This is a genomic window from Niastella yeongjuensis (genome assembly GCF_900110245.1).
Classification (GTDB): Bacteria; Bacteroidota; Bacteroidia; order Chitinophagales; family Chitinophagaceae; genus Niastella; species Niastella yeongjuensis.
Genome location: NZ_FOCZ01000002.1, coordinates 222,281 through 237,672 on the forward strand (window position 1 = coordinate 222,281; position 15,392 = coordinate 237,672).

General features: G+C 43.0%; 12 protein-coding genes. 8 read left to right on the forward strand and 4 right to left on the reverse strand.

The genetic code is table 11. The features are described from left to right. Positions 1-5: 5 nt before the first annotated feature. Both BMX95_RS05595 and BMX95_RS05600 read left to right on the forward strand, forming a co-directional pair. Positions 6-1,334, forward strand: a complete 1,329-nt coding sequence (locus BMX95_RS05595; protein WP_081201001.1) for a DUF7033 domain-containing protein — start codon at positions 6-8, stop codon at positions 1,332-1,334. 119 nt (positions 1,335-1,453) lie between these two features. Continuing rightward, positions 1,454-2,149 carry a hypothetical protein gene (locus tag BMX95_RS05600; RefSeq protein ID WP_081201002.1) on the forward strand — a complete coding sequence of 232 codons (696 nt, stop codon included), beginning with the start codon at positions 1,454-1,456 and terminating at the stop codon, positions 2,147-2,149. Between the two features lie 82 nt (positions 2,150-2,231). Here BMX95_RS05600 and purH read toward each other — a convergent pair whose 3' ends face one another. After that, complete coding sequence (gene purH / locus BMX95_RS05605) at positions 2,232-3,755, reverse strand: bifunctional phosphoribosylaminoimidazolecarboxamide formyltransferase/IMP cyclohydrolase (RefSeq protein WP_081201003.1); 1,524 nt, start codon at positions 3,753-3,755, stop codon at positions 2,232-2,234. 93 nt (positions 3,756-3,848) lie between these two features. Further along, entirely contained in the window at positions 3,849-5,945 is a 2,097-nt protein-coding gene (locus BMX95_RS05610; protein WP_081201004.1) for a ComEC/Rec2 family competence protein, read from the reverse strand. Positions 5,946-6,544: 599 nt separating this feature from the next. Between BMX95_RS05610 and BMX95_RS05615 the strand changes: the two genes are divergently transcribed. From BMX95_RS05615 to BMX95_RS05635, 5 genes are all read left to right on the forward strand, one after another. Next, entirely contained in the window at positions 6,545-7,015 is a 471-nt protein-coding gene (locus tag BMX95_RS05615; RefSeq protein WP_090519309.1) for a hypothetical protein, read from the forward strand. Between the two features lie 240 nt (positions 7,016-7,255). After that, entirely contained in the window at positions 7,256-7,759 is a 504-nt protein-coding gene (locus tag BMX95_RS05620; protein WP_133053943.1) for a hypothetical protein, read from the forward strand. Between the two features lie 31 nt (positions 7,760-7,790). Further along, positions 7,791-8,456 (forward strand): hypothetical protein, encoded by a 666-nt coding sequence (locus BMX95_RS05625; protein ID WP_081201007.1) that lies wholly within the window; start codon positions 7,791-7,793, stop codon positions 8,454-8,456. Between the two features lie 35 nt (positions 8,457-8,491). Next, the gene (locus BMX95_RS05630) at positions 8,492-9,283 is read left to right on the forward strand and encodes a sensor histidine kinase (RefSeq protein WP_081201008.1); all 792 of its coding nucleotides are present in this window, start codon (positions 8,492-8,494) and stop codon (positions 9,281-9,283) included. A 21-nt stretch (positions 9,284-9,304) separates the two neighbouring features. Next, positions 9,305-9,961 (forward strand): response regulator transcription factor, encoded by a 657-nt coding sequence (locus BMX95_RS05635; RefSeq protein WP_081201009.1) that lies wholly within the window; start codon positions 9,305-9,307, stop codon positions 9,959-9,961. 80 nt (positions 9,962-10,041) lie between these two features. On the opposite strand, the gene carB is transcribed toward BMX95_RS05635, so the two are convergent. Together carB and BMX95_RS05650 are read right to left on the reverse strand one after the other, a co-directional pair. Next, on the reverse strand, positions 10,042-12,864 hold the full coding sequence (carB, locus tag BMX95_RS05640; protein ID WP_081201010.1) for a carbamoyl-phosphate synthase large subunit: 2,823 nt from the start codon (positions 12,862-12,864) through the stop codon (positions 10,042-10,044). A 342-nt stretch (positions 12,865-13,206) separates the two neighbouring features. Continuing rightward, positions 13,207-13,401, reverse strand: coding sequence for a hypothetical protein (locus BMX95_RS05650; RefSeq protein WP_081201012.1), 195 nt, complete (start codon positions 13,399-13,401; stop codon positions 13,207-13,209). 282 nt (positions 13,402-13,683) lie between these two features. On the opposite strand from BMX95_RS05650, the gene BMX95_RS05655 reads away from it, so the two are divergent. Next, positions 13,684-15,387 carry a M23 family metallopeptidase gene (locus BMX95_RS05655; RefSeq protein WP_081201013.1) on the forward strand — a complete coding sequence of 568 codons (1,704 nt, stop codon included), beginning with the start codon at positions 13,684-13,686 and terminating at the stop codon, positions 15,385-15,387. Positions 15,388-15,392: the final 5 nt, after the last annotated feature.

Below are 15,392 nucleotides of genomic sequence, written 5' to 3' on the forward strand. Positions count from 1 at the left end.
TACTGATGCTACTTCTATACACCCATACCATAACCACGCGACTACAATACGTTGTAGATTTTATTGGTAAGGAGTTATTTGATGAAGCCATCACCATTACTACCGATGAAGCTTATTTCAAAACATCGAAACAACCACGTTTAAATTATTCAGCGCAGGCGTTTTCTGAAAAGGAGTTCTTCCTTCGTAGTACCCATTTACTTTTTGAAACAGGCATTCACCCGCAGCGCTTTGAATGTTTTGAGGTGAATTTTTACAAGGCGTTTTTTGAAACCCGGGGAGATTTCCCGTTCGATATTTTTGCCGCTTCTTTTTATTTGCTAAGCCGGTACGAAGAATACCTGCCCCATGCCATAGATGAATATGGCCGATACGCGCACATCAACTCCCTGGCGCATCGCGAACATTTCTTAACGCAACCGTTGATCAATTACTGGCTGCAATCGTTTAAAAAAGCATTGGAGTTCAAGTTCCCTGAGCTGGTTTTTAAACAGGCGCAATTCAAATGTTTATTGACATACGATATAGATATAGCCTGGTCATACCTGCATAAAGGCTGGCTGCGGACTGCAGGCGGCTTTTATAATTCCATTCGAAAAGGAGAGTGGGCACGCGTAAAAGACAGGTGGCTGGTGTTGCGGGGTAAACGAAAAGATCCCTTCGATTGTTTTGAGTGGCTGGATGCCTGGCACTTATACTGTCGTATGAAGCCCCATTTCTTTTTCCTGGCCGCTAAGAAAACGGGCCGCTACGATAAAAATAATTCCTGTAATAAAAAGCCTTTTCGTGACCTGGTCACCTATTATGCCAACACCTGGCATTTAGGGGCGCATCCATCCTGGCAAAGCGGTGATAATACAGCCTTGTTAAAAGAAGAACTGGAATGGCTGGAAGTAGTAGGGGAAAAAAAGATCACCTACAGCCGGCAACATTATATTCGTTTTTCCATGCCTGTAACTTACCGCCGGTTACTAGAAGCAGGTATTGAAAAGGATTTCTCTATGGGTTATCCTACCATAAATGGTTTCAGAGCTTCTGTATGTTCCCCGTTTTACTGGTACGATCTGCAAAAGGAGCAGGCTACTTCGCTGATGCTTTATCCGTTTTGCTTTATGGACGCCAATTCATTGTTTGAGCAAAAGCAAAACCCGCAGCAGACCTATAAGGAGCTGATACAGTATTATGAGCGGGTAAAAGGTTGTAAAGGCGTTTTTATACCCATCTGGCACAACTTCATATTAGGGACCGATCCGGCAAGCGAAGGCTGGCGTAAAATGTTTGAGCTGTTTATGAAAGAAACAGTTTACTGGGATGCTTATAATGATGAAGGATAGTTGTTTCTTTCACACATATTGCCCAAAATAACACGGTTATTGCCAATTCTGCACGGTTATCAAATTGCCGGGCTCTCTGTTTATTAAATCTCTATTTTAGTATTTAATAATCATATTTCATGATGCCTGCCACCATCCGTGCCACACTTTTTTTAGTAAGTATTTCTTTTTTATGTACCCTTTTTTTACCGGCTTGCCTTACCTCCAGGAAAATTGACAAATGGGTTGATAAAAAATACAGTGAAACAGTAGCAACTCCTGTCAAAAAAAATCATGATTACCTGGCTGTTACTACCACCCTGCCAACTGCAGATGAAAAAAGTTCGACTACCCAGCAAACCCATAACAGTTTGTTGCCATTATTATTTTACTGGCGTTGGCATATTACCAATACCTGTACGTTGAATCCTAAAATACCTTATAACAACTTTACCAATTCTGCCTTGTCTTATGCCAATTCAAAAGGGTTGAAAAGTAAGTTGAACGGACGCCGGATTGAGCTGGAAGTAAAGCAACTGCCATACATGTTTGCGGTTGACGATATAAGTCAAATGGTGTGGGTTATATATGCTTTTGGCTGGGATAATTTTTCTGTAATACCGGTAGCCAATAACATGGTTGTTTCCTACAAAATAATGGAGCAAAATACCGAAATTAAAGAAGGGGTCATCACTATTGCCGACGCCTGCAAACCAATACAGTTAAAAATGTTCCAGTCTATAAAGAAGAAAACCTGGATGTATATTGATCAATACAATGACAATATAACTGCCATGAGTAAAAAAGTGGTGGATAGTTTAATTACTACTTTGTAAAGAAAGTTGGGTTAGTTAGTAAAAGGGAAGGCCCCAAATACCATCCAGTACATTGGGGCCTTTTCGATATTATGCTTTTCTGCTAGTGTTTGAAATGGCGCATGCCGGTCATAACCATAGCCAACTGGTGTTGCTGGCAGTACTCGATAGAGTCTTTGTCACGAACGGAACCGCCCGGTTGAATAAAGGCAGCAATGCCGGCTGCATGGCCTAACTGTACACAGTCATTGAATGGGAAGAAGGCATCACTTGCCAGTACAGCACCATTCAGATCAAATTCAAACTGACGGGCTTTTTCCAACGCATGACGCAGGGCATCAACACGGCTGGTTTGTCCGCAGCCTTTACCGATCAGCTGTTTGTTTTTTACCAGTGCAATAGCATTTGACTTCAGGTGTTTGCAAACGATGTTGGCAAATTCCATATCACTTTTCTCAGTGGCATTGCTTTCGCGGCCGCCTACTTCTTTCCACTCGAGGTAATTACCTTTATCTTCACCCTGGGCCAGCACGCCATTCAATACTGATTTGTATTGATTGGGGCGGTTGACAGTTGATTTCTGCTGTAACAGGATGCGGTTCTTTTTAGATTTTAATACCGCGAGGGCGTCATCATTAAAAGAAGGCGCAATCAATACTTCGAAGAATATTTCATTGATAGCATCGGCGGTAGCCTTGTCGATGGGTTTGTTGCAAACCAGTACCCCACCAAAAGCACTTTCAGGGTCGCCGGCCAGGGCTGCATCCCAGGCAGCTTTAACAGTATCTCTCGATGCTATACCGCACACGTTGGTGTGTTTAATAATTGCAAATACAGCGCTGGTTTCACCAGCCGCAAAATCATTTATCAATTGCACGGCAGCATCCACATCAACCAGGTTATTATAAGAGAGTTCTTTGCCATTCAGCTGATCAAACAATTGATTCAGATCGCCATAGAACACGCCGGTTTGGTGCGGGTTCTCGCCATAACGCATGGTTTTGGGGCTGGGAATTGATTCCAGGAAGTACAGATCGCCTTCCGGATTAAAATATTTTGCAATAGCCACATCGTAATGGGCCACAATTTGGAATGCTTTAGAGGCAAAGGCCCGGCGTTGCTCCAGGGTGGTAGTGCCGTTTTGGGCTGAAAGCATGTCGGCCAGAACCTGGTAATCAGATTTTGCCGCTAAAACCGTCACATGACTGAAGTTTTTGGCTGCACCACGGATCATGGAAGGCCCGCCGATATCAATTTTTTCGATGATCAGTTTTTCTTCAGAAGTACTGGCAACAGTTTCCTCAAAAGGATACAGGTCAACAATAACCAGGTCAATTTCCGGAATGTTGTATTGCTTCATTTCCTGAAGGTCCGATTCCAGCTCTCTGCGGCCAAGGATGCCTCCAAAAACCGAAGGATGCAGGGTTTTTACCCGGCCACCTAATATAGAAGGGTAGGTGGTTAAGTTCTCAACCGGCACCACCGGAATACCCAATTTTTCTATAAATGATTGAGTACCACCAGTTGAATAGATGGTAATGCCTTGCTCATGCAGCACCTTTACGAGCGGCTCAAGGCCATCTTTATAAAAAACGGAAATTAATGCCGACTGTATCTTTTTAGTCATATGCGTATTTTATTCGGAAGTAGTGAAAGGGACATTGGGGATTACCAACCATCAATGGCTTATCAATAGTTGATTTAAGGGCGCAAAGGTAGGTTAATACAGGTTGAAAACAAAAGCGCCCTTGTCGGCCACCGAAAATGCCAAAAGTCCCAGTTGTGCACATTCCTGTTGCCATTTGGCTATTTTCCAGGCCGGATTCGAGGCGTCAAAAACGAACTGGCGGCAATTAAAGACCCCCGTTAACTGCGTAATTTGAATGGGCGGATTATTTGAAAGTATGATAATATCGACTGGCGTTTTTGGGTAAAATACAGAAAGGTCTAAAGGGCCATTAAACAGTAAAAAGGAGGTGTTCCCGAACCGGTAAAAATTCTTTTCAACCAGTATATTCCCGGGGTTAAATGGGTTGATTACGCGGTGTAGTAACCGACATGGTTGCAGGTGAAATTTTTGCAACAGGTCATCCTGTTCCAACAAACTATCGCCTTTAAAAAAGTATTTCGTACCAACCATAACGTCAATGGCGCTGTGCCTGGGAATGTTATAAACTATAAGCTTTTTCTGTTGCCCGGTATTCCACAGATCAACAACCCGAAATGCAATAAACCCCAATAACGACATTAGCGACAATAGAGCACCTTTTCGTTTGTTATTCAATAACCACCACGCCATGGTGCTGATGAAGATATACAGGCAAACAAGTTGCGCCCCATTTATTTTCAGATTGCCCATAATTGCAAAAGGCAGTCTGCCTACCTGCTCAATAAATGTATTTAACCAATGGATGGTATAATGCAACAGGTAGCCCACGCCTGTTGCGAGTATAGGTAACACACCGGCTATACAGAGTATTATTTCCCCAATAATGATAAGGCTGGATAAGGGTACTGCTAACAGATTAGCAATGAGAAATAAATTGGGGAACTGATGGAAAAGGTATACTGAAACCGGCACGGTAAGTACTTGCGCGGCAAGCGTTACGCATATTGATTTCCATAAAAGATCAAGTAGTTTATTCTGTACAAACACCATGTTATAAATGGGTTTATAAAACATTGCCAGGCTCAGTACTGCAGCATAAGACAATTGAAAGCCGGCATCCCAAAGCCAGAAAGGATTATAACAAAGCAACAGAAATGCAGAAGATGCCAGGCTGTTGTAAATGGACGTTCTTCTGTTCAGGTGCGCGCCAATAACCAGACAGGTAAACATAACAGCCGAACGCAATACGGAAGGCGAGCCGCCAGCAATACAACTGAATAACCAAAGGCCGGCAATGATGAGTATTGGTTGTACCAGTTTACCTCCTTTACGTTGAGCCAATGGCTTGCATAAGAGCGTTAACAACCAGTATATTAATCCAAGGTGTAAACCAGAAATTGCAATGATATGCACTACACCGGTATCAGAATAGGATTGAACCAGGCGTTGGTCAAGATCTTCTTTATAGCCAATAAGCATCGCTTCGGCCAGGCCGGATTCCTTTGCGCCAGGAATGTATTTTTTCAACAGCGCAACGATTTTTGTCCTTGTGGAAAAAAGAAATTTCCGAAACAGATTTTCATTTTCTATTTTGAGTAGAACATACTCGCCCTGCTTTAGGTATACCTGGTGTGAGATGCCTTGAAAATAACAGTAGCGTTGATAGTCGAAGCAGCCTGGGTTGCCCGTATTTTTTACCGGTTGCAATGCTTTATAGAGTAACAGTTGTTTGCCATAATGAAGATGTTGACTGGCGCTGTCTTTTTGAAAGTAGAGAATGATCTTCCCGCTGGCCTTGTTAATAGAATGGTCAAACACAACTGCCTGAACAGAAGCAATGGTTTTAAAAGATTGTTTTTTTTCAGACAGTGGTTCTTCAATGGTTACCAGAATGGCCTTTCCTGCTGTTTTCTGCCTGGTAATACTCGTTTTCTGATGTTGAATATCACCATAAAATAAAACTAAACCACCTGTGGCAAATAGCATTGCATGTATGCATACGCCGTAAATCCATTGGGCACGGTATTGGCGTGAAAGTGGCTGAGCATAAAGAACCCAAAGCACAACTATGCTGAAGGTGAAAGACAGCCATATGAAATGAATGGGAAAAGGCCAATACCACTGATAAGCAATGCCAGCGATAAGCGGAATAATAAGCCTAACAAAGGGCGATTCTTTCCAAATGGGTCGGGCAGGCAAATGAGACATACCAATAAGTGAAATTACATACAGACCGGTAATAGGAAATTACAAGAGCATCCTGGGAGAAGGGATGGAGGCGGGGTTTTCAAAAAACAAACTACCTACTTTATCAAAAAAGGACAAGGCTAATGGTAAAAAGATAAAGCAGGTAGTTTGAAAAGGAAAATTCTGTTATCAGAATAAAATTTCCTCAAGAGGATTTGTGGATAACAAAAGCCTTGAGGAAATCTGTCGGCGGGTTTTCACAGGACCATTGGATTTCTAAAACGGGATGATAGCAACTCTCCATGTCTAATTTCAGACAAAAACCGGATACATGCCAGAAAAGCGCGATTTATTAACTACGGTTTTTTGTACGGGAAATTAGCGGGCGAAATGCCCCCGTAAAAAGACGGGGTTTAATAATGTTTTTTAAACGGTTAATCCTTCCTCATTTCACGGTATTTACACCGTCATTTTCACGTGACTCCTTGAACTCCTTCACTTTACGAATTATAGTAATCCGTAATTAGTTGTCTAACATTCAGTTGTAGCCGAAGTTTGCTGCGCCCTCGCCGCTACCTTCACATCGACAACACAATCACACTAAACAAAACTCACAAGCTATGACTACAATTGAAAAAAAATCCTTAAGGGCTGGAAGATTCGTGGATACACAACATGTTGACACGCTTATCCGCACATATAAACAAGAAAGATGGATACATAATTCAGAGCGAATGGGGCGGGAAGATTCACTGAGCCTTTTTTATAGCATTGAAGAACTGGAAGATTTCCTGGCAAAAGCGAAAGAGGCTGGTGCCAATACGGTTACTCTTCACTTTGGGGTATATCCTGAAAATTTTACTGAAAAGCCTACTCATGCCGGCAAACAAACAACTGTGCTGGTTGCAACCGACCACCAGCAAACAGAGGCGGGTGTAAGCCATAAAAATGTTTATATTGACACCAATAAAGGCAAACAATTGCTGGCTTACAATGTGGGAACATGGCCTCCCGGTGGTGTTGAAACTGATTACGATGGTCTGGGTATTACCATCGTTGACAAGGGAAATGATGGCATGGTCGTGATTTAAGAAATTATCAGAACGTATTATATTTTGAAAATCCGCCCCGGTTTAGCCGGAGCGGATTTTTTATTTATGCTGAATTATCTACATTAGTGCCTGATGGAAGTGACCTCCCTTATAATAGAAATTATTTGTTTTTTAGTGTCTCTCGCTCTGTTTCGGCAGGCATTTACACCTAAGTACCTGATAGCTTTTCCTTTTTTCCTGTTGATTACCATCGGCGTTGAGTTCGCCAATAAGCTATTTGTGAAAACGGATCGTAGTGCGGCCCTGCTGTTTAATACATTCACCACATTCGAAATTATCTTTTACCTGTATATAATAAGATGTTGCCTCTATAATTTAAAGATCAGGAAGATCATATTATGGGTGATGACTATTTATCCAGTGCTGGTACTTATTAATAGTGCCTTTTTTCAGGTAAAAACATTCCATACGAGTACCTATTCATTTGGTTGTTTACTTATAGTAGGCGCCTGTATTTATTATTTTTTAGAATTATTTCAATCTACCCGTTCGGTAAACCTGTTGAAGGAACCGGCATTCTGGATCTGTTCGGGACTGTTATTCTTTTATACCTGTTCTTTTCCATTGTTCGGTTTATGGAATCATTTGCATGGATTGCCGGGTATCATTTTGCGAAATCTGTCTACCGTTTTACAAATACTGAATGTTTTATTATATTCTTTATTTTCTATTGCATTTTTATGCCGGGTCAGGTTCCGGAAGGTCCGTGCGGCCGCCTTGTAGATTGAATGATTGGTTCTTTTAAAGAAAGGAGATGATAACGATATTTTTCAATTCGTACCTTATTTTACTGGTCATTTGTTTTATTGTGGGTGTTATTTGTACCTGGCGTTTAAAATGGTCCCTCTCACCTGTAAAAATGCTCCCCTGGTTTGTACTGCTAACATTTATTTCAGAAATGACAGCCCTGCAATGGATGATCAAATACCACAATAACCATTGTGTGTATAATGTTTACCAGGTGCTTCAGTTTGTGTTTTACAGTTTTGCGTTGTACCAATTGATCAAAAACAGGCAGATAAGGAAAGTATTGCTTTTTGTTTCAATTGGGTATCCGGTTTTTGCCATCATCAATCTTTTTGTACGAGGCATTCATCTGTTTAATATCGTAAATTTTTATGGCGGGGCTGTTATGCTCGCTTTTTTCAGTGGCTATTTATTGAGTGAATTATTCAGAAAAACAGCTATAGACAACCCTTTTAGAATGCCCGCTTTCTGGACCGGCAGCAGCATATTAGTCCAGAACAGCTGTTTGATCCCCCTGGAACTGCCTGCTGCACTCTCCCTCACTTTTAGCCCCGGCGAAGTAAATATTTTGGTAGGAATGATCATGGTGGTAAATTTTATTTCTTATACCCTTTTTATCATAGGATTTATACACCTGTATAAAAACAGTAAGACTTCTACCCTGTATCGTTAAACTTTGTGCTAAATTGCTTGCCGCAACGTTTTAATATGACACCAGATATTTACATAGTAATAATATTTGGCGCTATACTGGCAGTATTGCTGGTAGGCTTTATTGTTACCACTCTTTTTCTGTACCAACGAAGACAACACCGGCAGGAGTCGGAGATAATCCGCATGAAAGAAGAATATGAACGGGAAACGCTGAAGTCGCAACTGGAGATACAGGAAGAAACCTTTAAGAACATTGGTCAGGAATTGCACGACAATATCGGTCAAATGTTATCGGTGGTAAAACTTTCCCTGGCGGTATTGCCTATGGACAAAGAGCATGAGGCATATGAACCCATTCAAGGCACCCGGCAGGTATTGAATAAAGCTATGATTGATTTGGCCAATCTTACCAAGAGCCTTCATACCGATCGTATAGCGCAAATAGGCTTAGCGGAATCCATACACTTTGAATTGGAAAATATAAACCGCACCGGTTTGCTGGATATTGAATTCTCGAACGCTGGTATTGAACAAAGCTTCGATGATCAAAAGGGTATAGTGTTATTCAGGATATTCCAGGAAAACCTCAACAATATCTTAAAGCACTCAAAGGCCCAAAAAATTCAGGTGGGTTTAACCTATCTCGAAGATAAATTCATAATGAAAATAATAGATGACGGGGTGGGTTTCAATGTGGCAGAAAAGAAAAATTCCACGTCCTCTGCGGCTGGTGTTGGATTAAAGAGTATTTTCAACCGGGCAAAACTTATTGGTGCTGATATAGACATGCAAAGTGAACCTGGCAAAGGCACTATTGTTACCATTCAGTTGCCCATACCTCATTAAATAAGTGAATGCGCGAACATAATGACTGTTAACAAAAATATACAGGTAGCTGTTGCCGATGACCACACTTTGTTGCGGAATGCACTGGCGCGGTTGATCAACTCATTCGAGAATTATAAAGTGTTGTTTGAAGCCAGCAATGGACAGGAGGTTAAGGAAAAGCTTAAAAATCATATTATACCTGACATTATTTTACTTGATGTAAATATGCCGGATATAGATGGGTATGAAACGGCTAAATGGATATACAAGAATTTTCCGCAGGTAAAGATCCTGGCACTTTCTATGTTCAGCGATGAAAATATAATTATTCGCATGCTGCGCCTGGGCGCCAAAGGATATATCATGAAGAATGCAGAACCGGAGGAGTTAAAACTGGCGTTAGATTCGGTGCTGCATAAAGACTTCTATCTTTCTGAGCTGATATCAGGTAAGATCATCAGCGGGTTGCACAAGGACATGGATAAACCACAGGAACCCATTCACCTTACTGAAAAGGAAAAAGAATTCCTGAAATGGGTTTGTACCGAGTTGACCTATAAGGATATTGCCGGCAAAATGTTTGTTAGCCCCCGTACGGTAGATGATTACCGTAACTCCCTGTTTGAGAAGCTGGGTGTTAAAACCCGTGTAGGATTGGTTATCTATGCCATCAAACACAGCATGGTAGAGATATAGATCATTCTTTTAATTTATTATAACAACAAAAAAGCCCTCCCGATGCATCGGGAGGGCTTTTTATATAGTGTTACAATGAACTACTTGCTTAAGTACATACTTCTGTCTTTGTATAATTGGCGGAAGTATGGATCGCGCAGGTCTTTTATGAAGCGGATGGCTTCACCTGTGCTTTTCATTTCAGGTCCCAGCTCTTTGCTAACGCCAGGGAATTTTTCAAAGCTGAACACCGGCTCTTTGATCGCATAGCCTTTCAGGCGTTTTACGAACTTAAAGTCGCGTAGTTTATTGGCGCCCAACATGATCTTGGTAGCTACATTCAGGTAGGGGATCTGGTAGGCTTTGGCAATAAACGGTGTGGTACGCGACGCGCGCGGGTTGGCTTCAATCACATGCACTTTACCATCTTTAATGGCGAACTGAATGTTGATAAGACCTTTGATGTTTAATTTGAACGCAATTTTGCGGGCGTATTCTTCCATGGTTTCCACCACCAGCGGGCTCAGGTTGAACTGAGGCAATACGGCGTTGCTGTCGCCGCTATGGATGCCAGCGGGTTCAATGTGTTCCATTACACCCATTATGTGTACGCTTTCTCCGTCGCAAATGGCATCGATTTCAGCTTCCTGGCAACGATCGAGGAAGTGGTCGATAAGGATCTTGTTGCCGGGGATATGTTTCAGCAGACTAACTACTGCTTTTTCTACTTCTTCATCGTTGATTACGATACGCATGCGCTGGCCGCCTAATACATAGCTGGGGCGAACCAATACAGGGTAACCTACTTTATTGGCTACTTCAACTGCTTCATCAACTGTATAGGCTGTTCCGTAATTGGGGTAGGGAATGCCCAGTTCTTTCAGCATATCGCTAAAGCGACCGCGATCTTCTGCGATGTCCATATTATCGAATGAAGTACCGATGATCTTAACGCCTTTCTTGGTTAAGCGTTCAGCCAGCTTCAGGGCTGTTTGTCCACCCAGCTGAACAATTACACCTTCTGGTTTTTCATGTTCGATCAACTCCCACAGATGCTCCCAGAATACGGGTTCAAAGTACAGTTTATCGGCCATGTCGAAGTCGGTAGAGACTGTTTCGGGGTTACAGTTCATCATGATGGCTTCGTAACCGCACTCTTTCAGAGCCAGCAAACCGTGTACGCAGCAGTAATCGAATTCAATACCCTGACCTATGCGGTTGGGGCCCGAACCGAGAACGATCACTTTTTTGCGATCACTGGCTTTGCTTTCACTAATATTACCTGATTCGAAAGTAGAGTAGAAGTAAGGTGTTTTGGCTTCAAACTCGGCGCTGCAGGTGTCCACCATTTTATAAACGCGGGTAATGCCTGCTGCTTTCCGTTTTTCGTATACTTCATCATCCGTACCATCCTGCATGATCTTGCAGATCTGCTCATCGCTAAAGCCCATGAATTTGGCTTCTTTCAGCAGTTCAACAGGCAGGGTGGCCATTTTGTATTTCTCGATCTCTTTTTCCAGGTCAACGATCTTTTTGATCTCGTTGATAAACCAGCGGTCGATGAGAGTGGCTTTAGCAATGGTACTAACTGACACACCATCCATGAGGGCATCCTTAATGCGGAAGATGCGATCCCATTTTGGGGTCTTGATGTATTCGATCAGTTCCTCAGCGTGCATCTGGCTTTTTCCGTAGTAACCCAGTCCAACCGCGTTGTTCTCAAGGCTCTGACAGGCTTTTTGAATGGCTTCTGTAAAGCTTCTGCCGATAGACATTACTTCACCTACCGATTTCATTTGCAGACCGAGTGTATCGTTGGCGCCTTTGAATTTATCGAAGTTCCAGCGAGGCATTTTCACGATCACATAATCCAGTGCAGGCTCAAAGTAAGCTGAAGTGGTTTTGGTGATCTGATTTTTCAGTTCGTCGAGCGTATAGCCGATAGCGAGTTTAGCCGCTATTTTAGCAATAGGATACCCCGTTGCTTTAGAAGCCAGGGCCGATGACCGGCTTACGCGCGGATTTATTTCAACGGAGATCAGTTGTTCTGTTACAGGATCCAGGGCAAACTGCACATTACAACCGCCAGCGAAATTGCCGAGGCTGCGCATCATGAGGATGGCTTTGTTACGCATGTCCTGGAAAGCGGTATCGCTTAAGGTCATGGCCGGGGCAACGGTAATGGAGTCGCCGGTGTGAACACCCATTGGGTCAAGGTTCTCTACGGTACAAATGATGGCTACGTTGTCATTTTTGTCGCGCAGCAGTTCCAGTTCGTATTCTTTCCAACCCAATACGGCTTTTTCAACCAGCACCTCATGTATAGGAGATGCTTTCAACCCTCTGTCGAGGGCTGCTTCCAGTTCAGATTTGTCGTGAACGAATCCGCCACCGGTTCCACCCAGGGTGAATGAAGGGCGAATTACAAGGGGGAATCCTATTTCCTGGGCAAATTCTTTTCCTTCCAGCAGGGAGTTAGCTACTCTTGAAGGAGCAACTGCTACCCCTATCTTTAACATCAGCTGGCGGAATTTTTCCCGGTCTTCAGCTGTGTCGATGGCGGCAATATCAACCCCGATCATTCGAACGTTGTATTTTTCCCACACACCTAATTCTGCTGCCTCTTTAGCCAGGTTTAAGGCTGTTTGTCCGCCCATGGTCGGTAGCACCGCATCAATCTGGTTTTCTTCCAGAATTTGCTCAATGCTTTCTACCGTCAGTGGCAACAGGTAAACCTTATCGGCCATCATAGGATCGGTCATGATGGTAGCAGGGTTACTGTTGATGAGTATTACTTTAATTCCTTCTTCCCTGATACTACGGGCTGCCTGTGAACCGGAATAATCAAATTCACAAGCCTGGCCGATAATAATGGGACCTGAACCGATAATTAGTACTGACTTGATAGAAGTGTCTTTTGGCATTTTGAGTAAAGAGCGATTTTTTTAATTAAACCTTGGTTGAACCTTTATCTGGCGCCTTTCCTGCACACTTTTTTGTGGCCATATTGGCGGGATAAATTGCGCAAAAGTAAGGCAGCGAGGGGAATTTTGTCGATTAATTTTTTGTCTGAACCAGGATGCGTGAGATTTATGGGATGCCGGGATGTCGATGTAACAAAGTCTGAACCGTGGAATATCTTCTTTTCCAGGGGAATATCTTCTTTGTCGTTTATCTCAGGCAGCTTACGAATTACAGTACAGGCAATAAAAAAAGCCTTTACCATCCGGCAAAGGCTTTGAATTGCTGGCTGAAAATATGATAAATCAGTTGTTGTGAAAAGCGGCTAATTCGATATCATCGAGCGCAACGCCACCACCCCGTACCAGTTTTTTCTCTTCGGCTATTTGACGTTTTTCGTCAAAACGACTTCTGATACGGAATACCCATTTCTGTTTAGCTTCATTTCCACGAAAGATACCTACTATCGTTCCAACCGACAGCGCCAATACTAGTATCATCCTATTCCTTAGCGTTTTCATAAACCGAGTTTGTAAAATTTTTCTAGACTATACTTATTATTATTTAAGACAACTTATATACGCCAAAAGCTGTTCCAATGTTTATAAAAATCATACCACTATGTGGGTATTTTTTTAAAATTAACAGTTCAAAACCTTTAGCAGTTCTATTTCTGTTTTATTCTGATTTAACCGGGCAGGTAACCCGCCTTAATGTTTTTTTAATATTGGCTTTTGTTCACTATTTCCAACCACTTAGTTTTGCAACCATATTAATCACCCATGAGGATACTCACACTATTTTTATTATTGAACAGCTCTGCGCTGGTTGCTCAAATTTTTCCACCTACTAGCTATCCGCAGGGTTATTTCCGCGACCCGCTTGAAATACCCATTCGCCTTGCAGGCAACTTTGGCGAATTGCGGCCGAACCACTATCACATGGGCCTTGACATAAAAACAAATGCTCGTGAAAACCTGCCCGTATATGTGGCGGCAGACGGTTACATCAGCCGCATCAAGATAGAACCCTATGGGTTTGGCCGGGCCATTTACATCACACACCCCAATGGTTTTACTACGGTATATGCCCACCTGAATGCATTTAATCCCACTTTGGAAAAATGGGTAAAAGACCAGCAATATCAACAGCAATCGTGGAAGGTTTTTCTCGAATTAACACCCGATCTGTTTCCGGTAAAAAAAGGCGATTTCCTGGCCAATAGTGGCAATACCGGCGGCTCGCAGGCGCCGCACCTGCATTTTGAGGTGAGGCGCTCAGACGGCGACGTGAATGTGAACCCTTTTTTGTTCGGATTTCAGATCCCGGATAACGTCCCCCCTCAGTTGCAACGGCTGGCAATATACGACAGGACACGTAGCGTATATGAGCAATCGCCCCGATTATTCCCGGTAAAGGCCTATTCCGGTTCAACTTATATCTCTACGCCCTCGGTGATCACCGTTTCTTCCCCCCTCATAAGTTTTGCCATTGGGGCTTATGATACCCAAACCGGTTCCACCAACCATAATGGGATCTATGAATCTACTCTTACGATTGATGACCAGCCGGTTGTTGCTTTTAGAATGGATAATATCAGTTACAACGATACCCGCGATCTGAATGCACACATTGATTATAAGAACAAAGCCCAGGGCGGACCTTTTTTACAGCATTTGTCGGAATTGCCCGGTTATACGAATGCTATCTATAAATGCAAGAATGGCAATGGAGCCATCGACGTGAGCGATGGGGTTGTTCATACGGTTTCCATTCAGGTAAAAGACGCCAGTGGAAATATCAGTACGCTTGGATGCAAAGTGCGGTTTATAAAAGGCAGCCAGGCGCCGGCACCGGCTGGCAAACCCTTTTATCCTCAAATGATGGATGGTCTGGAAAACCCCGAATGTGAATTTTTCCTTGGTGAGCGCTGTTTATACGATTCGGTACACATACGTTATATTAAATCGGCCAACTCAAATGCGCATGTGGTGTCGTCTATACATACCATTGGGGCTGCGTATATTCCCATCCGGGACTCCATGCTTGTTCGCATTCAGCCTGTGCGAACGCTAACCGATGCCGAAAGATCACGGACTGTAATGCAGTGGTTTGCCGGTACTAAAAGTGAAGTGCAAAAAGTGCAATGGCAGGGAAACTGGGCATCGGCCCGGTTCCGCGATATGGGAAGTTTTCAGCTGGTACTTGATATTGAGCCCCCGGCAATAGCACCGGTTGGTTTTGCAAATGGAGCAGACCTAAGTAAGGCCGCCCGCCTGACTTTTAAAGTAACTGATAATTTGGAAGAGATAAAAAATGTAAAAACTGAACTGGATGGTAAATGGCTGCGGTTTAGCAATGACAAGGGGGAGATCTTTATTTACCAGTTTGATGAAAAGTGTATGGCCGGCCAGCATGAGTTGAAGATCCGTGCAGAAGATGAGGCCGGGAATGTAACCGCGAAAACGTATAATTTTACCCGCTAATTTTC